The organism is Kineococcus sp. NBC_00420, assembly GCF_036021035.1.
In the GTDB taxonomy this organism is placed as follows: Bacteria; Actinomycetota; Actinomycetes; order Actinomycetales; family Kineococcaceae; genus Kineococcus.
This window is the reverse complement of record NZ_CP107930.1, coordinates 5,301,878-5,319,918: the sequence shown is the minus strand read 5'-3', so window position 1 is coordinate 5,319,918 and position 18,041 is coordinate 5,301,878. Positions and strand designations below refer to the sequence as shown.

Annotated in this window: 16 protein-coding genes and 1 pseudogene; 2 read left to right on the top strand and 15 right to left on the bottom strand. The window is 71.8% G+C overall.

From position 1 onward, the window contains the following. Nucleotides 1–181 precede the first annotated feature (181 nt). From OG218_RS25980 to OG218_RS25970, 3 genes are all read right to left on the bottom strand, one after another. Nucleotides 182–520 carry a hypothetical protein gene (locus OG218_RS25980; protein ID WP_328296112.1) on the bottom strand — a complete coding sequence of 113 codons (339 nt, stop codon included), beginning with the start codon at nt 518–520 and terminating at the stop codon, nt 182–184. Between the two features lie 168 nt (nt 521–688). Then, nucleotides 689–1,666: a helix-turn-helix transcriptional regulator gene (locus tag OG218_RS25975; protein ID WP_328296111.1), complete on the bottom strand. Its 978-nt coding sequence runs from the start codon at nt 1,664–1,666 to the stop codon at nt 689–691. Beyond that, nucleotides 1,663–2,688, bottom strand: coding sequence for a helix-turn-helix transcriptional regulator (locus OG218_RS25970; protein ID WP_328296110.1), 1,026 nt, complete (start codon nt 2,686–2,688; stop codon nt 1,663–1,665). Before OG218_RS25970 ends, OG218_RS25975 begins: the two co-directional genes overlap by 4 nt. Nucleotides 2,689–2,744: 56 nt before the next feature. On the opposite strand from OG218_RS25970, the gene OG218_RS25965 reads away from it, so the two are divergent. After that, on the top strand, nt 2,745–3,836 hold the full coding sequence (locus OG218_RS25965; protein WP_328296109.1) for a DUF3866 family protein: 1,092 nt from the start codon (nt 2,745–2,747) through the stop codon (nt 3,834–3,836). A gap of 228 nt (nt 3,837–4,064) precedes the next feature. Here the strand turns inward: OG218_RS25965 and OG218_RS25960 are convergent, their stop codons facing one another. The 10 genes from OG218_RS25960 to OG218_RS25915 all read right to left on the bottom strand — a co-directional run bounded on the left by OG218_RS25960 (nt 4,065) and on the right by OG218_RS25915 (nt 14,004). Beyond that, complete coding sequence (locus OG218_RS25960) at nt 4,065–4,442, bottom strand: FKBP-type peptidyl-prolyl cis-trans isomerase (RefSeq protein WP_328296108.1); 378 nt, start codon at nt 4,440–4,442, stop codon at nt 4,065–4,067. A gap of 36 nt (nt 4,443–4,478) precedes the next feature. After that, entirely contained in the window at nt 4,479–5,477 is a 999-nt protein-coding gene (locus OG218_RS25955) for an FKBP-type peptidyl-prolyl cis-trans isomerase (RefSeq protein WP_328296107.1), read from the bottom strand. 68 nt (nt 5,478–5,545) lie between these two features. Beyond that, a complete protein-coding gene (gene pafA / locus OG218_RS25950) occupies nt 5,546–6,907 on the bottom strand; it encodes a Pup--protein ligase (protein WP_328296106.1) in 1,362 nt (453 codons plus the stop codon). Between the two features lie 64 nt (nt 6,908–6,971). Beyond that, the gene (gene prcA, locus OG218_RS25945; protein ID WP_328296105.1) at nt 6,972–7,685 is read right to left on the bottom strand and encodes a proteasome subunit alpha; all 714 of its coding nucleotides are present in this window, start codon (nt 7,683–7,685) and stop codon (nt 6,972–6,974) included. Between the two features lie 2 nt (nt 7,686–7,687). Further along, nucleotides 7,688–8,575 (bottom strand): proteasome subunit beta, encoded by an 888-nt coding sequence (gene prcB / locus OG218_RS25940; protein WP_328296104.1) that lies wholly within the window; start codon nt 8,573–8,575, stop codon nt 7,688–7,690. Between the two features lie 83 nt (nt 8,576–8,658). After that, nucleotides 8,659–8,862 (bottom strand): ubiquitin-like protein Pup, encoded by a 204-nt coding sequence (locus OG218_RS25935; RefSeq protein WP_328296103.1) that lies wholly within the window; start codon nt 8,860–8,862, stop codon nt 8,659–8,661. Nucleotides 8,863–8,965: 103 nt separating this feature from the next. After that, entirely contained in the window at nt 8,966–10,582 is a 1,617-nt protein-coding gene (gene dop / locus OG218_RS25930) for a depupylase/deamidase Dop (RefSeq protein ID WP_328296102.1), read from the bottom strand. Between the two features lie 19 nt (nt 10,583–10,601). Continuing rightward, nucleotides 10,602–11,798, bottom strand: coding sequence for an ABC transporter permease (locus OG218_RS25925; RefSeq protein ID WP_328296101.1), 1,197 nt, complete (start codon nt 11,796–11,798; stop codon nt 10,602–10,604). Further along, on the bottom strand, nt 11,795–12,496 hold the full coding sequence (locus OG218_RS25920) for an ABC transporter ATP-binding protein (protein ID WP_442906563.1): 702 nt from the start codon (nt 12,494–12,496) through the stop codon (nt 11,795–11,797). Before OG218_RS25920 ends, OG218_RS25925 begins: the two co-directional genes overlap by 4 nt. Nucleotides 12,497–12,594: 98 nt before the next feature. Further along, the gene (locus tag OG218_RS25915; RefSeq protein ID WP_328296099.1) at nt 12,595–14,004 is read right to left on the bottom strand and encodes an efflux RND transporter periplasmic adaptor subunit; all 1,410 of its coding nucleotides are present in this window, start codon (nt 14,002–14,004) and stop codon (nt 12,595–12,597) included. Nucleotides 14,005–14,118: 114 nt separating this feature from the next. Here OG218_RS25915 and OG218_RS25910 point away from each other — a divergent pair, with 114 nt between their 5' ends. After that, the gene (locus OG218_RS25910) at nt 14,119–14,670 is read left to right on the top strand and encodes an NUDIX domain-containing protein (protein ID WP_328296098.1); all 552 of its coding nucleotides are present in this window, start codon (nt 14,119–14,121) and stop codon (nt 14,668–14,670) included. A gap of 37 nt (nt 14,671–14,707) precedes the next feature. Here the strand turns inward: OG218_RS25910 and arc are convergent. Together arc and OG218_RS25900 are read right to left on the bottom strand one after the other, a co-directional pair. Continuing rightward, nucleotides 14,708–16,342 (bottom strand): annotated as a pseudogene (gene arc / locus OG218_RS25905) (proteasome ATPase); the annotation flags it as partial. A gap of 139 nt (nt 16,343–16,481) precedes the next feature. Further along, nucleotides 16,482–18,038, bottom strand: coding sequence for a class I SAM-dependent methyltransferase (locus OG218_RS25900; RefSeq protein ID WP_328296096.1), 1,557 nt, complete (start codon nt 18,036–18,038; stop codon nt 16,482–16,484). Nucleotides 18,039–18,041 lie beyond the last annotated feature (3 nt).

Here is an 18,041-nt window from a genome sequence, read left to right as displayed (position 1 = left end):
GAAGCGCGGCCATCGTACGTCGATCGAAGCCGTCTGTGGGACAAGCATGCGCGTCGAGTCGCCCGAATACCTCTCTTGAGGCGTCTCCGGGGCACACTCCCGGTGAACACCCAGGAAGCACGAGAGCCGCCCTGCGGACGCCGTGGCGTCCGCGGAGCGGCTCTCGGGAGTGTGGGGTGCGTCAGCGCACGGTGCGCAGGCCGCGGGCGGCCAGCGAGGCGAGGTCGTCGCAGGAGTCGAGCACGAGGGCGAAGTCCAGGACGTCGTCCCAGGCGATGGTGGAGCCGTTGTGCTCCTCCATGGCCTCGGCGGGGATGGTCCAGCGCTCCACGGCGACGCCGCCGGAGACGAGCAGCGCGACGACGTCCTCGCCGGCGGGCTTGCGGACCTCGTCCTTGCACTTGGGGCAACCGAAGGCGTAGAACGACCGCTCCTTGGCGGAGCACACCACGAGGCGGACCTGCTTCGGGGTCAGTTCAACGTCGCCGCAGCAGGGGCAGGAAGCCTTGATCGTGGTCATCTCGAGCACCTTCCGTTTCGTGGTGTAGGTCCGGCGGACGCTTTCCGCCGTCCGACAACCACTGCTTCGGCACGTCCTCGCGATCCCTTGAACGCCCTTTCGGCCCCAACCTTGACACATGCCGTGACCTTGTGCGTTCACTTCGTTACACACAGTCGCCGAAACGGCTCAGCGGTACCTCTCCAGGGCGGCCAGGGCGCCGTTGCGCACGTCCACGGCCAGCTCCGGCGGGTCGACGACGCGGGCACCGGCACCGAGGCGCAGGAGCAACCGGTGCACCCAGTGCGTGTCCGCCGTGCGGAGCCTCACGCGCAGGGCGGCCTCCTCCCAGCCGTCCTCCGGCGCGTCCTCGACGGAGTCGACGGGGTAGTAGTCGACGACCCACGCGGCCTGCTGCGCAAGGTCGATGGTGACGACGAGGTCGTCCGGGCTGGGCTTGAACAGGTCGGAGCCCACGTCGCGCGAGACCGCCTGCGTCGGTGGGGTCCCGTCGACGTCGAGGACCTCGGCGGACTCGATCCGGTCGACCCGGAACAACCGGACGCCCTCGGCGCGGTGGCACCACGCCTCCAGGTACCAGCGTCCCTCCACGCTCACCAACCGCATCGGGTCCACGTCGCGTTCCGTGCGCTCGTCGCGGCTGGGCACGAGGTAGCTCAGGTGCAGGCGCCGGTGATCGCGCAGGGCGGCCCGGCAGGTCTCGAGGACACCGGCGCTCTCCTCCCCCGAGCTGACGTCCACGGTCACCGACCCCGCGGCCCGGCCCGCCTCCCCCGTCGCCTCCGACAGCTTCGCCGTCGCACCCTCGAGGGCCTCGCGGTCGTGCAGACCCGGGACCTGGGCCAGCGTGCGCAGACCCACGAGCAGGGCGACGGCCTCGTCGACGCCGAGGCGGGCCGGGCGCGCGATCGGGTCGGCGTTGGAGAGGTAGATCCGCCCGGAGTCCCAGCGGGCGTCGATGAGGTCGTCGGGCATGTGCCCGGGCGTCCCGCAGACGAAGAGCAGCTCCAGGTCGTGCACGAGGTCGTCGTCGCTGATGCCGAAGTGCTCCGAGGCCTCCTCCAGCGGGATGCCCTGGTGGGTGAGCAGGTAGGGGACCATCGCCAGCAGCCGCGACAGCCGCTCCGTCGACGCGCTGCCGCTCATGCGCCCGCCGCCCCACGGAGTCGACGCACCACGGCGTCGCGCAGGTCCTGCGGTGCGAGGACCAGGACGTCCGCGCCGTAGCCGGCGATCTCGTCCGCGCTCACCTCCACGTCGCTGACCTCCACCACGACCACGTCCTCCCCCACGCTCTCTCCCGCGCCCACCTCGACGCTGCGGGCCCGGCGTCGCAACGCCAGTCCGCTGCCCTCCGTGACCAGCAGCCGTGCCTCCCGGGGCGGCCGGACGGGTCCGATGCTGCCCGCGACGATCTCGCGGGGGTCGATGCCCGCGGGCACGTCGTAGCTGCCGGCCCGTCCGATCCGCTTGACCGCGGAGGCGACCCGGGACAGACGGAAGACCCGCGAGTCCGCACGGTCCCGGTCGTGCCCGACGAGGTACCAGCGCCCGTGCCAGCTGACGATGGCCCACGGTTCGACGTGGCGGGTCGCGGGTTCGCCGCCGGCGCGGCGGTAGGTGAAGGACACCGGGGTCTTGTCGCGGGTCGCGGCGTAGAGCGGGTCGAAGGCGGGTTCCGCGGTGCGCACCCGCGGTTCCACGCCGATGAGGGAGCTCTCGTCGGGTTCGACGCCGAGGCTGCGCAGCTTCACCAGCGCGCGGGTCGCGGGGCCGGCGAGGCTCGCCTGCTGCCAGACCCGGCTGGCCAGCGACAGGACGGCGAGCTCACCCGGGGTGAACCGGATCTCGGGCAGCGCGTAGGCCTCGCGGTCGATCCGGTAGCCGGCCTCGTCCTCGAACAACGGGTCCTCGCCGCCGGTGTCGAGGGGGACGCCGAGTTCGCGCAGGTCCTCCTTGTCGCGCTCGAACATCCGCTCGAAGGCGACGGTGGTGGCGCAGTCGGCGTACTGCGGGACGGCCGTGCGGATCTGCTCCTTGGTGAGCCAGCGGCGCGTCGCCGACAGCGCGATCACGAGGTTCAGCAGCCGTTCGGTGCGACGGGCTCCGCGGGCAGCCGCGGCCGCCCCACCCGGTGGGCTCGAGGACGTCGCTGGGGTCGTCGTCATGGTGAGCCGGACGCTACCGGAACCGCGCGCGGAAGCACCCTGCGTACGCTCGAAGCGTGACGATCCGGTGGCGTTCTGCAACTGTCCAGCGACTCGGGGCGTCGTGGCCCGGTTCCCAGGAGCTGTTCGCGACCCTCGCGTCGGGGCCCGAGGCGGGCGCCGAGGTGAAGGCCCTGGCCCACCCCGACCTCGTCGGCTTCCCGCAGCCGGGCGAGCGGGTGCTGCTCAACACCTCCGCGCTGGCCCGGGGCCTGGGGACGGGTGGCTACGCCCTCGTCGTCGCGCTGCCCGACGCGTTGCCCGCCGATCCGCCCGCCGGGCCCGGCCACCTCGTGAAGGCCCGCTACACCCCGCTGCAGACGATGGTCCTGGGCGTGGACGACCAGGAGTCGGAGCACCACGCCCTGCTCGCCGACGCCGACGACCTCGACGCCACCCCCGTCGTCGTCGCCGACCTGCACTCCGCGCTGCCCGCGATCCTGGCCGGGGTCCGCGCCGAGGCCCCCGACGCGAGAGTCGTGTACGTGATGACCGACGGCGGGGCGCTGCCGGCCGCGTTCTCCCGCGCCGTCGCCGGGCTGCGGGAGGCGGGGTGGCTCACGAGCTGCGTGAGCACGGGCCAGGCCTTCGGGGGCGACCTGGAGGCCTCGACCGTCCACACCGGTCTGCTCGCGGCGAAGCTCGTCGCGGGCGCCGACGTCGTCGTCGTCGCTCAGGGCCCGGGCAACCTGGGGACGGGATCACGCTGGGGCTTCTCCGGCGTCGCCGTCGGTGAGGCCCTCAACGCCGCCGCCGTGCTGGGGGGCCGCCCCGTCGCGGCCCTGCGGGTGTCGCAGGCCGACGCCCGCGACCGCCACCGCGGTGTCTCGCACCACACGCTCACCGCGGTCGGGCGTGTCGCCCTGGCCCCCGTCGACGTCGTCGTCCCCGACTCCCCCGGCGCGTTCTACGACCGCGTCCGCGAGCAGGCCCGCTCCCTCTGCGGCCGCCACACCTACGTCGAGATCCCCGAAGCCGGCCTCGACGACGCCCTGGCGACGAGCCCCGTCCGCCTCTCGACCATGGGCCGAGGCCTCGACACCGACCGCGCCGGCTTCCTCACCGCCGCCGCCGCCGGCCGCCACGCCGCCCGCCTCCTCACCTCGTGAAGGGGAACGTGGTGCGTGGCCCCCTAGAAACTGCCTGATCGAGCCTCGCCGACCCCGTGGCCGTTCAGGAGTCCCACGAAGGGCAACGCACAAGGGCGGCGGCTGACCCTCGTCCTCGGATGTCCGGAGTGAGCGCCGACGCCAGGACGTGAGTCCTAGCGCGAACCAGCGCGAACGGAGTATCCGAGGACGAGGGTCAGCCACCGCCCGGAAGCAGACCCGAGGGGACTAGCTGACGTCCACGAGGTCGACGACGAAGATCAGGGTTTCCCCACCTTTGATGGCGCCGCCGGCGCCGCGGTCCCCGTAGCCGAGGTGCGGGGGGATGACGAGCTTGCGCCGGCCGCCGACCTTCATGCCCAGCAGGCCCTGGTCCCAGCCCTTGATGACCATGCCCGCGCCGACGGGGAAGTCGAGCGGCTGGCCGCGGTTCCAGGAGGAGTCGAACTCCTCGCCGGTGCTGAAGGCGACGCCGACGTAGTGCGCGCTGACGGTCTTGCCGGGGGTGGCCTCGGTGCCGTCGCCGACGATCTCGTCGGTGATCACGAGGTCGGCCGGCGGCTCGCCCTCGGGGAAGTCGATCTCGGGCTTGGTGCGTTCAGTCATGGTGGGAACCCTAACGTCAGCGTCGTCGGTGAGGACTCAGTAGCCGTCGAGGATGTCGACGACGAAGATCAGCGCACCGGCGGGCTGGCCACCGGTGGGCTCGTCGCCGTAGGCCTTGGCGGCGGGGATGACGAGCAGCACGCGACTGCCGACGGTCTGGCCGATGAGGCCCTCGTCCCAGCCGGTGATGAGCTTGCCGGCCCCGATCTGGGTCTCGAAGGCCTGGGAGGTCCACGAGGTCTGGAAGACCTTGCCGTCGGCCAGCGTCGCGCCGACGTACTGCATCTTGACGTTCATGCCCGGGGTCAGCGGGGCGCCGGTGCCCTGGATGAGCGGCTGCACGATGGTGTCGGCGGGCGGGGTCGGGTTCGAGACGGTGAAGCCGGTGGGGACGTTCTTGTCGTCGTAGGTCACGACGGGGAGGTCCGCGGGCGGCGTCACCGGGGTGCCCTCGGCCATCGAGGGGATGACGCGGACGACGTCGGCGACCATGACGATGGTCGTGGAGGCGTCGACGTTCTCCTTGCCGAACTGGCTGACGGAGTTGCCGAACCCGTCGGCGGGGGCGATGGCGATGACGAGGCGGTCACCGACCTTGGTCCCCACGAACCCGCGGGCGAGTCCCTTGGTGATCTCGGCGAGGGTGAAGCGGGCGTTGGTCTTGCCGTAGCTGGAGTCCAGCTTGTCGTGGGTGGAGCCGGCGTAGAGGACGTAGGCGAACTCGACCTCGTCGGTGGCCTTGACCTCGGCCCCGGTGCCGGGGGCGACGATCTTGCGCGAGGTCTGCGTGACGGTCAGCGGCGGGGTGAAGTCGACGGTCGGTTCGATCGTCGGGTTCACCTCACCGGTGACGGTCACGGCGAGCTTCTCGTCGTCGACGGCAGGTTCGATGGTGTTGGCGGACTCGGTCGCCGACGCGCTCTGCTCTGCCTCGGTGGGCGCGTCCCCCTCGGAGGCGCAGGCGCCGAGCAGGGTCATCGCCAGGGCGGCGGAGGCGGACAGGACGGCGGTACGGCGGCGCACGGAGGTCCTCACAGTCGTGACGGTCGAGGTGGAACTGCCTCACCCTAACCGTGGAGCCTGTGCCCGCGCCGCGAGACCGATCACATGCTGTCGATGAGCCGTTCCACACGGTCGTCGACGGCCTTGAACGGGTCCTTGCACAGGACCGTGCGCTGCGCCTGGTCGTTGAGCTTCAGGTGCACCCAGTCGACGGTGAAGTCGCGGCGCTTCTCCTGCGCGGCGCGCACGAAGTCGCCCCGCAGCTTGGCGCGGGTCGTCTGCGGCGGGACGCTCATCGCCTCGAACACCTCGATGTCGGAGCAGACCCGGTCGGCCATCCCCCGGTCGGCGAGCATGTAGTGCAGGCCGCGCTTGCGGTGGATGTCGTGGTAGGCGAGGTCGAGGCGCGCGATGCGCGGCGACGTCAGCGGCAGGTCGTGCTTGGCCATGTAGCGGTCCAGCAGCTTCTTCTTGATGACCCAGTCGACCTCGTGGTCCACCAGGGAGAAGTCCTGCGTCGCCACGGCCCGCAGCGCCCGCTCCCACAGGTCCAGGACGCGCTTGACGTTGGGCGTCTGCAGTCCGCGGTGCTCGACGAACTCCTTGGCCTTCTCCAGGTACTCCTCCTGGATCTCCAGCGCGGAGGCCTCACGGCCGTTGGCGAGACGGACGGGTTTGCGCCCCGTCATGTCGTGACTGATCTCCCGGATGGCCCGGATGGGGTTCTCCATGGTCATCTCCCGCAGCACGACGCCTTCCTCGACCATCCGCAGCACGAGGTCGGTGGCGCCGACCTTCAGCATCGTCGTGGTCTCGGACATGTTGGAGTCGCCGACGATCACGTGCAGGCGCCGGTAGCGCTCGGCGTCGGCGTGCGGTTCGTCGCGGGTGTTGATGATCGGGCGGCTGCGGGTGGTCGCGGAGGAGACGCCTTCCCAGATGTGGTCGGCGCGCTGGGAGAGGGAGTAGACCGCACCGCGGGGGGTCTGCACGACCTTGCCGGCGCCGACGATCAGTTGGCGCGAGACGAGGAAGGGGATGAGGACGTCGGAGAGGCGACCGAACTCCCCGTGCCGCGACACCAGGTAGTTCTCGTGGCAGCCGTAGGAGTTGCCCGCGGAGTCGGTGTTGTTCTTGAAGAGGAACACCTCACCGGCGATCCCCTCCTCCTCGAGGCGTCGTTCGGCGTCGACGAGCAGGCCTTCGAGGGTCCGCTCCCCCGCCCGGTCGTGGACGACGAGCTGGCGGATGTCGTCGCACTCCGGTGAGGCGTACTCGGGGTGGGAGCCCACGTCGAGGTAGAGGCGTGCGCCGTTCTTCAGGAACACGTTGCTCGAACGGCCCCACGACACGACCTTGCGGAACAGGTAGCGGGCCACCTCGTCCGGGGACAGCTTGCGCTGTCCCTCGAACGCGCAGGTGACTCCGAACTCGGTCTCGATCCCGAAGATCCGGCGATCCATTTCCCCACCTTAGGCACTCGGGCGCCGTGCGGCGCAGCGAAACGCGTCGAGCCGACCGGAGCGGTCAGTCCGCCGGGGCGAGCAGTCCTGCGAGGACGGGACCGGTGAGGCGGCGGAACGTCCGCCGGTCGCGGGTGCGGTCGAGGACGGCGACCTCGAGGTGGTCGGTGGCGATCCGGCGCGGTCCGGAGCCGGCGGCCTCGGCCGCGGCGTCGGAGCCGAGGGCCTCGACGGCGAGCTGGACGGCCTCGGCCAGGGTGAGCCCGGCGTGCCAGCGTTCGCCGAGCTTGGTGGCGATCTGGTCGGCGGAACCGCCCATGGCGACGTAGCCGTGCTCGTCGGCGACGGACCCGTCGTAGGTGAGGCGGTAGATCTGGTCGGTCTCGGGGGTGCGTCCGACCTCGGCGACGACGAGTTCCACCTCGTAGGGCTTCGACTCGGTCGTGAAGATCGCCCCGAGGGTCTGCGCGTAGGCGTTGGCCAGGCCGCGGGCGGTGACGTCGGAACGGTCGTAGGAGTAGCCGCGGACGTCGGCGTAGCGGACGCCGGCGACGCGCAGGTTCTCGAACTCGTTGTACTTGCCGACGGCGGCGAAGGCGACGCGGTCGTAGATCTCGGAGATCTTGTGCAGCGCCCGGGAGGCGTTCTCGGAGACGAAGGCGATGCCGTCGGCGTGGGCGAGGACGACGACGGCGCGGCCGCGGGCGATGCCCTTGCGCGCGTAGTCGGCCTTGTCCTTCATCAACTGCTCGGGCGAGACGTAGAACGGCGTGCTCATCGTCAGTTCCCTCCGCCACCGTTGCCGGCGCTGATGCCGGGGTTGCCTCCGGGGTTGCCGCGCCGTCCGGCCACGACGGCCTCGACGACGGGTTCGAGTTCCTCGTCGGGGACACGCCGGTAGCCCTGGAGGGTCGCGACGCCCACGACGGGCCAGATCTTGCGCAGCAGGTCCGGGCCGCCGGTGGCGGAGTCGTCGTCGGCTGCGTCCCAGAGGGACTCGATGGCGACGCGGATCGTCTCGGCCTCGGTCATGCCCGGGCGGTACAGCTTCTTCAGCGCACCGCGGGCGAAGATCGACCCCGACCCCACGGTGTGGTGGTCGCGTTCCTCCGACCGCCCGCCGGTCACGTCGTAGCCGATGATGCGGCCCCGGCCGGCGTCGAGGTCGTAGCCGGCGAAGAGGGGGACGACGGCGAGACCCTGCATGGCCATGCCGAGGTTGGCGCGGATCATCGTCGAGAGCCGGTTCGCCTTGCCCTCGAAGGACATCAGGGCACCTTCGAGCTTCTCGAAGTGCTCGAGTTCCACCTGGAAGAGCCGGATCATCTCCACGGCCAGCCCGGCGACGCCGGCGATCCCGGCGCAGGAGTGCTCGTCGGTCTGGAAGACCTTCTGGATGTCGCGCTGGGCGATCGTGGGCCCGGCGGTGGCGCGCCGGTCACCGGCCATGACCACCCCGTCGGCGAAGACGAGGGCCACAATCGTCGTCGCGTGCGGCGCCTCGCCCGCGCCGGGTCCCCCACCGGGCAGCGGTCCGGTGGGGGGCAGCGTGCGGGCGGAGGGCAGCATCTCCGGCGAGTACTCGCGGACGAAGTCGGTGAAGGACGAGGAACCGGGCCGCAGGAACGCGGCGGGCAACCGTCCTGACTGATCGCTGGAGTGGTTCACCCTTCGGACCCTACCCGGCGCCTCCGCAACGTGCCGGGAGAGCCGGGTGGGACACGAGGGGCTCGCGCCGGGGGTGGCAGGGGCTACTGCCCGCCCTTCTGGACGAAGCCGCGCACGAACTCCTCGGAGTTGGACTCGAGGACCTCGTCGATCTCGTCGAGCAGCGCGTCGACGTCGGCGTCGGTCTCCTTGGTCTGGGCACTGGCGCTGCCCTGCGCGGGGACGGCGGGGGTCTCCTCGACCTCCTCCTCGCGGCGGCTCGGGCGCTGCTGCTCCTGTCCAGGCATCGGCTGGCTCCCTCTGACGGCTCGGCCTCCCGGGTCCTGCGACCCGGGTCGTGTTCCGACACTAACCCCGCCACGCCCGCCCGGCGCGGAAGTGCGGCCTGCGTCACCCGTTGGTGAGGGCGGCCACGAGTTCTTCCGCGGTCTCGCATCGGTCCAGCAGCGCCCCGACGTGCTCCTTGGTGCCCCGCAACGGCTCGAGGGTGGGGACGCGCTGCAGGGCGCCCCGCCCGGCGATGTCGAAGATCACCGAGTCCCAGCTGGCCGCCGCGACGCGCGGGCCGTAGCGGGCCAGGCACTCCCCGCGGAAGTAGGCGCGGGTGTCGGTCGGGGGGTGCTCCACGGCGCGGGCGACGTCGGCGGGGTCCAGGAGGCGTTCGACCTGGCCACGCTCGGCGAGCTTGAGGTAGAGGCCCTTCTCGGGCCGGATGTCGGACCACTGCAGGTCCACCGCGGCCAGCCGGGCGTGGTCCCAGTCCAGGCCGTCGCGGGAGCGGTAGCCCTCGAGCAGGCGCAGCTTCGCGATCCAGTCGACCTCGCGGGCCGCGGAGAACACGTCGGTCTCCAGCTTGGTGAGGATCTGCTCCCACCGGGTGAGGACCTCGACGGTGTCGGCGTCCGCGTCCTCGCCGTAGCGGTCGGCGACGAAGGCCTGCGCGGCCTCCAGGTAGGCCCGCTGCAGCTGCACCGCGGTCATCCGGCGCCCGTCGCGCAACCGGACGAGCTGGGTGAGGCCGGGGTCGTGGGAGACCTCGTGCAGGGCGCGGACGGGTTCGGCGAGCTGCAGGTTCCCGGCGGGGCCACCCTCGAGCGCTCCCGCCTCGAGCATCGCCAGGACCAGGGAGGTCGTCCCGATCTTGAGCAGCGTCGCGACCTCGCACATCGTCGCGTCGCCGATGATCACGTGGAGGCGACGGTACTTCTCCACGGTGGCGTGCGGTTCGTCGCGGGTGTTGATGATCGGGCGCTTCATGGTGGTCTCCAGCCCCACCTCGACCTCGAAGAAGTCCGCGCGCTGGCTGATCTGGAACCCGGGCCGGGCGGAGTCCTGCCCGATCCCCACCCGACCGGCCCCGGTGAACACCTGCCGGGAGACGAAGAAGGGGGTGAGGTGGCGCACGACGTCGGTGAAGGACGTCGAGCGGTTCATCAGGTAGTTCTCGTGGGTGCCGTAGGAGGCGCCCTTGCCGTCGGTGTTGTTCTTGTAGATCGTCACCGGGGTCAGCCCGGGCGTCGCCGCGACCCGGCGCAGCGCCTCGAGGAGGATCAGCTCCCCCGCCCGGTCCCACAGCACCGCGTCGCGCGGGGTGAGGATCTCCGGTGAGGAGTACTCGGGGTGGGCGTGGTCGACGTAGAACCGGGCCCCGTTGGTGAGGATGACGTTGGCCATCGTCGGGTCCTCGGTCTCCGCGGTGACGACGTCGGAGGCGTTGGGCGCGGCCCGCCTCGTCCCCGGCGAACGGCCCGGCGCGTCGGTCAGCTGCGAGGGGTGGGCCTTGGCGCGGTCGATCTCGTACCCGCGCGCGTCGCGCAGCGGCGCCTCGTCCTCGTAGTCCCAGCGGGCCCGCGAACCGCCCGTGAGGGAGCTGCGCATCGAGCCCGTCGCGGGCGAGGCGTAGGCGTTGACGACCTGGGCCGAGAGCAGCATCGGGTTGGCGCCCGGGTCCCCCGGCACCGAGATGCCGTACTCGGTCTCGATCCCGGTCACACGCCTGACTGTCATGCCGAGGACCCTATGCGGCTCACTCCGTGCGCAGCGCGACGACCGGGTCCAGGCGTCCCGCCCGACGCGCCGGGAACACCCCGAAGAAGATGCCGACGGCCGCGGAGACGACGAACGCCACCACCGGGCTCCACCACTCGATCGTCGCCGGCAGCGGGGAGAGCTGGTTCACCGCGATCGACCCGGCCACCCCGATGAGGATGCCGATGATCCCGCCGACGCTGGTCAGCAGGACGGCCTCGACGAGGAACTGCACGAGGACGTCGCGCTGGCGGGCGCCGAGGGCCTTGCGCAGCCCGATCTCCCGGGTCCGTTCGCGCACCGAGACGAGCATGATGTTGGAGACCCCGACCCCGCCCACGAGCAGCGAGATCCCCGCGATCGCGGCCAGCACCGCCGTCAGCAGCCCGAGGATCTGGCCGATGACGCCGAGGATCTGGGTCTGGGTGACCGCGCTGAACGTCTGGTCCGGGTACTGCGCCTTCATCGCCCGCCACAACTTGTCCGACAGCGCCGGGACGACGTCGGAGGACGGCGCCTTCACCGCGAACGCGTCGACGCGGTCGAGGGAGAACAACCGCTGGGCCGTGGTGATCGGGATGTGGATCTCGTTGTCCTGGGAGACCCCGAAGCTCTCCCCCTTCTCCCGCAGCACCCCGATCACCTGGAAGCGGGTGCCCGCCACCGTGATCTGGCGGCCCAGCGGGTCCGCCCCGGGGAAGAGGTTCTGCGCCGCCTGCGAGCCCAGCACCGCGACCCGGCGGCGGGCGTCGACGTCGACGGAGGTGAAGTACTGGCCCTCGGCGACCGGGCGGGTGAGGACCCGGGGCAGGTTCTGGTCCGCGCCCTGGATGGTGACGAACCGCTCGACCGTCCCGGCCCGCACCTGCGCGCCCGTGGAGACCCGCGCCGTGACGGCGCTCTCGTCGCCGACCACGTCGGCGAGGACCTTGCCGTCCTGGACCTGCATCGTCGACGTCGAGGGCGCGTTGGAACCGAGGTTGTTGGTGTCGAACTGCCCGGGCACGACGAGGATCAGGTTGGAGCCGAGACCTTCGACCTGGGACTCGATCTGGTTGCGCGCCCCGGACCCGATGGAGACCACGACGATGACGGCGGCGATGCCGATGATGATGCCGAGCATCGTGAGCAGGCTGCGCATCCGGTTGCCGCGCAACGCGTCCAGTGCGACGCGGAACGCTTCGAAGCCCTTCACGCGTCGGCTCCGTCCGCCGTGTCGCGCTCCACCAGGCCGTCACGCACCCGGACCTGACGGCGCGCGCGGCCGGCGACCTCGTCGTCGTGGGTGACGAGGACCACCGCGACGCCCCGGGCGGAGTTCAGCTCCTCCAGGATGCGCATCACCTCGGCCCCGTTCTTGGAGTCGAGGTTGCCGGTGGGTTCGTCGGCGAGCAGGATCCGCGGTTGGCCGACCAGCGCCCGCGCGATCGCCACCCGCTGCTGCTCGCCGCCGGACATCTGGGTGGGCCGGTGGGTCAGGCGGTGCCCCAGGTTCACCGCCTTCAACGCCTCGGCCGCCATGTCGCGCCGCTCGCTGCCCTTGACGCCGCGGTACAGCAGCGGCAACGCCACGTTGTCGATGGCGCTGGAGCGCGGCAGCAGCTGGAAGGCCTGGAACACGAACCCGATCTCCTCGTTGCGCAGCTCCGCGAGCTCCGCGTCGCCCAGGTCGGCGATGTTGCGCCCACCGACGCGCAGGATCCCCGACGTCGGACGGTCCAGGCAGCCCAGCAGGTGCATCAGCGTCGACTTGCCCGATCCGCTGGGGCCCACGATCGCGGCGTACTCCCCCTCCGCGACGGTGAAGGTCACCCCCCGCAGCGCGTCGACCGTCGTGTCGCCGAAGCGGTAGGAACGGGTGACCTCGACCGCCTCGATCGCGGCCGCGCGCAGCGTCGGGTGGTGCTCGGGGGACGGGATCAGCGCGCGCTCCTGGTCGTGGTTCTCGTGGTTCTCGGTGGTGTCCTGCGGGTGGCCCGTGTCGGGACGGGTCACGAGACCTGCTGTCCCTGCTTCACGCCGGCCGCGCCCTCGGTGACGATCTCCTCGCCGCCGTCGAGACCCTTGGTGATCTCCACGTCGGTCTCCCCCCGGACCCCCACGGTCACCGCGCGTCGCTCCGCCTTGCCGCCGGAGACGATCCAGACGGTGTCGGAGTCCTTCGCGCCGTTGTCGGACCCGGCCCGCACCACGGCCGCGGCCGGGACCTCCACGACGCCGTCCACCTCCTGCACGACCAGCGACACCGTCGCCGACATGCCCGGCAGCGGCGTCGCCGCCGGGGTGCCGTCCCCGCCCGTCCCGCCGTCGTAGCTCAGGCGGACCGTGTACGTCACCGAGCTCCCGCCGCCGCCCTTGGGCGTCGGGTCGATGCTTGTGACCGTCCCGTGGTACTTCGCCCCGGGCACCGCGTCGATGTTCACGTCGGCCCCGATCCCCGGCTTCACGCTCAGCACGTCCGTCTCGTCGACGTCCGCCGTCAGGCTCAGCGTCGACGCGTCGATGACGTTGAGCACCGTCGCCCCCGACGCCACGGCCGCACCCTGAGCCAGCACCGGGGCACCCGCCGCACCGGAGTCCGACCCGGCGGCCGCGGCGGGCAACGACACCCCGCTGCCCGCCAGCAGCGCCTCGGCCCCCGCGGGCAGGTTCGCCGACCCCGAACCCCCCGTCGCGGACAGCGACACCTTTCCCGAGATCGGCGCCTTCACCACCAGGGCGTCCACCGTGGCCTGCGCCGCCGAGACCGCCGCCCGCGTCTGCACGCGCTGGGCCTGACCCAACGACGACACCGCCGTGTCCAGGTTCCCCAGCCCCGCGTTCACCTGGTCCACCAGGGCCTGCGTCTGCGAAGCCAGCAGCTGGTACTGCGTCCGCGAGGACTGCACGGCCGCCAGTGCCGCCGCCCGCGCCGCGGGGTCCGCGATGGCCTGCGCCTGGGTCTCCGCCTCGGAGAAGCGCGCCGCCGCGTCCGCCGCCGCCTTGCGCTGCTGCGCCGCCACCTGCGAGGCGCTCTTCGCCGAGCCGGACCCCGAGGACCCCGACGCCGCGGCGTCCTCGTCGGCCTGCTTCGCCTGCGCGAGGTTCGACACCGCCGACGGAGAGTCGATCGTCATCAGCACGTCACCGGCCGCGACCTGCTGGCCGTCGCTCACGTTCAACGTCGCCACCGTCCCCGCCGCCGGGGACTTCACCACCGCCGAGGCCCGCGGCTGCACCGTCCCCGGCGCGTCGACGACCTCCGCGACGTCACCCCGGGCGACGGTCGCCGTCGACAACGCCGGAGCCTCGTCCTTGCTGCACGCCGAGGCGACCAGCACGAACGAGGCCCCGACGGCGACGGCGGACAGGGCACGGAGGGGACGCCGGGACGGGCGCGGAGTCGTGAGGTGGGCTCGCACCTGGTCACACTAGGGCTTGCCCGAGCGTCCACGGGTCCACCTCAGGCGTGGTCTTCGACACCTGCCCCTCCCCCCTGGGTCGCACCCCGGACACCGGTCCCTACCCTCGAACGGGTGAGCACTCCGGGCCAGGAACTCGTCGACCTCTACGACCCGACGGACCGTGCCGGACGGGTCACCGGCAGTGCCCCACGCGCCGAGGTCCGCGCCCGCAACCTCCCCCACGCCGCCACCGGCGTCCTGCTGCGCGACCCCGCCACCGGCCGCGTCTTCGTGCACCGCCGCACCGACGTCAAGGACCTCAACCCCGGCGCCCACGACTGCCTCGCCGGTGGCGTCGTCGACGCCGGCGAGACCCCCCTGCACGCCGCCCACCGCGAACTGCGCGAGGAACTCGGCCTCGACGCCGACCTGCGCCCCGTCACCACCACCTGGTACCGCGACGACACCACCCACTACCTCGCCCACGTCTACACCGCCGACTGGGACGGGACCCCCCTCACCCTGCAACCCAGCGAGGTCGCCGAGGGCTGGTGGGAGGACCCCGTCACCCTGCGCGACCGCCTCGCCGACCCCGCCTGGCCCTTCGTCCCCGACACCCGCGCCCTCCTCGCCGCCTGGCCGCGCTGGTGGGAGACCGGACGTGCGGAAGGCCGCCCCCGCTGACGAGGACGGCCCTGCGCACCACCGGACGGGAAGCGACCTACAGGTACTGACCCGTGTTGGCGACCGTGTCGATCGAGCGGCCCGCCTCCGTGCCCTTCTTCCCCTGCATCAACGTGCGGATGAAGACGATCCGCTCACCCTTCTTGCCCGAGATCCGGGCCCAGTCGTCCGGGTTCGTCGTGTTCGGCAGGTCCTCGTTCTCCTTGAACTCGTCCACGCACGCACTCATCAGGTGATCCACCCGCACCCCCTTCTGGTTCAGGGTCAGCAGGTCCTTGATCGCCATCTTCTTCGCCCGGTCCACGATGTTCTGGATCATCGCGCCCGAGTTGAAGTCCTTGTAGTACAGGACCTCCTTGTCACCGCCCGCGTACGTCACCTCGAGGAACTCGTTCTCCTCGCTCTCGGTGTACATCCGCTCCACCGTCGCCCGGATCATCGCCTCGACCGTGAGCTGCTTCGTCCCCCCGTTCACCGCGACGTCGTCCGCGTGCAACGGCAGGTCCGGCGTCAGGTACTTCGCGAAGATCTGCCCCGCGCTCTCCGCGTCCGGACGCTCGATCTTGATCTTCACGTCCAGCCGGCCCGGGCGCAGGATCGCCGGGTCGATCATGTCCTCGCGGTTCGAGGCGCCGATCACGATGACGTTCTCCAGGCGCTCCACCCCGTCCAGCTCCGACAGCAGCTGCGGCACGATCGTCGTCTCCACGTCCGAGGACACCCCCGACCCACGGGTGCGGAACAACGACTCCATCTCGTCGAAGAACACCACCACCGGCGTCCCGGCGCTCGCCTTCTCCCGCGCCCGGGCGAAGATCAGCCGGATGTGGCGCTCGGTCTCGCCGACGTACTTGTTCAGCAGCTCCGGACCCTTGATGTTCAGGAAGTAGCTCTTGGCCTGGCTCTCGCCCCGCAGCTCCGCGGCCTTCTTGGCCAGCGAGTTCGCGACGGCCTTCGCGATGAGCGTCTTCCCGCACCCGGGCGGGCCGTAGAGCAGGATCCCCTTCGGCGGGCGCAGACCGTGCTCGCGGAACAGGTCCGCGTGCAGGAACGGCAGCTCCACCGCGTCGCGGATCGCCTCGATCTGCGGCCCGAGGCCACCGATGTCCTCGTAGTCGATGTCCGGGACCTCCTCCAGGACCAGCTCCTCGACCTCCGCCTTCGGGATCCGCTCGAAGGCGAACCCGGACCGGGTGTCGATGGTCAGGGAGTCCCCGACCCGCAGCGGGCCGTCCATCAACGGACCGGCCAGACGTACCACGCGCTCCTCGTCGGCGCGCGCGAGCACCAGGACCCGCCCGTCGGGCAGGATCTCCTTGACGGAGGCGAGCTCGCCCGTGCGCTCGTAGTCGAACGCCGCCACCACGTTCATGGCCTCGTTGACCATCACGTCCTGGCCGGGCTTCAACGAGTCCAGGTCGATCGCCGGGCTCACCGCCACCCGCATCCGCCGACCCGCCGACATGATGTCGGCCGTGCCCTCACCGGCGGCCTCCAGGAACGTCGCGAACTGCGCGGGCGGCTGACCGAGACGGTCCACCTCCGACTTCAGCGCGACGATCTGGTCCCGTGCCTCGCGCAGCGTCGTGGCGAGGCGGTCGTTCTGGGCACTGACCTGGGCGAGTCGGGTCCGGGCGGCTCCGAGCTGTTCCTCGAGCGCGGTGAGATGGCGGGCGTCCCGCTCACCTCCGCCGCCGAAGCGGCGCTGGGGCTCCGTCATGGCGCATCTCCCCTCTGGGTGGATGCGTTCGACAGTAACCCGCGGACCCGGGATCGCGCGGTGGATTCGACGTCGGCGCGTTGCCGGCCGGTCACCGAGGGCGTCGGACCACGAACGTGACGTGCGTCTGCGGCCAGGCCAGCTCCGCACCCGTCACCGCGTCCCGCACCGAGGCCCCCACCGACAGCCGGTTCTCCACCAGCCACTCGTTGCGCCACGCCCCGCTCACCGGCTCCACCCCGAACCCCACCCCCTCCAGCAGCTCGACCCAGTCCGGCCACGTCATGTCGCAGAACCGCTCGTGGCACTCCGAGAGCCAGCTGTCCACGTAGTCGCGGGTGGTGAGGAACTCCATCGCCGCCCGCAGGGTCAGCTCCGCCACACCAGGCCCGACCCACCGCACGTCGCAGCGCCCGCCGGAGAGCGCCGGGAAGTCCTGCGCGAACTGCACCAACCGCTCCGCCGGCGACATCGCGCCCACCACGGCCGCCACGTCCCCACCGTCCAGACCGGCCAGGTCCCGCGGCGCCACCCCCGCACCGACCCCGTCCAGCACCAGGTGCACCAGCCGGTCCCCCTCCCGCGGACCCAGCACGTCGGAACAGACCCACACCCCGCCCGGCGCCGTGTGCTCGAAGATCCGCTCCGCCAACCGCTCCAGGTCCGCCCGCCCCGCGCCGTAGCTGGCGATCTCGTGGGTCAGGGCCACCGTCAGCGTCGTGCTGACCGACGCCACCGGGAAGACCGCCGAGCGCAACAGGTTGCGCTGGGCGAAGAAGACGTTGGGGTGGGCGAACACCCCCTGCGCCCGACGGTGCTCCGCCTCCGCCACCAGGTGCCGCGACACGTCCACCCCGTAGAGGTCCGACTCCGCCAACCGCGGGTCCCGAGCCGCCCGCTCCAGCAGACCCCCCGCCGCGCAGCCCAGGTCCACCACCCGCCCCGGCTCCACGAACGCCGACACCAGCTCCCACTTGCGGTCCGAGGCGTCGTCGAAGGCCGCCGTGTAGCTGCGGTAGTCCCGCGTCGACGTCAGGTCCCCCTCCGTCGAGACCGTCGGGTCCGCGTGGATCAACGCCACCTGCGCCGCCAGCCCGTACCGGTCGTAGAAGCGCACCACCTCCGGGTGCGCCAGCTCCCGCCACCGCCCGTCCCCCGCGGCCACCATCTCCAGTACGTCCCACGGACGCGCCGGACCCGCCGGGTCCCCGTCCTCCACCGCCACCACCCGGAACCCCAGCTCCGCGTACATCGCCGCCACCCCCGGGGTCGAACACGCCAGCACCGTGTCCTCCGGGGTCGCCGCGACCCCCGTGGACAGCTCCACGCTCGCCAGCACCGTCCGCGCGAACCGCGGACTGGCCGGGACGTCCGCGACCGGCGCCACCAACGACGCCAACCCCTCCACCGCGGACACCCGCTCCACCATCGCCTCCCGCCGGTGACCCGGCAGCGGGTTGCGCCTCGTCCCGCTGTGCGTCGCCGACGTCACCGCCCACACCACGTCCGCGTCGACCGCGCACACCACCGGAACCCCCGCGGAGTCCACGAGCTCCCCGGCCAGCAGAGAACGCAGGTACCGCGTCTGGAAGGACGTCACGAGGTGGTGGCGGCCGGGGAACAGGACGTGACGCACGACGAGGGACACGCC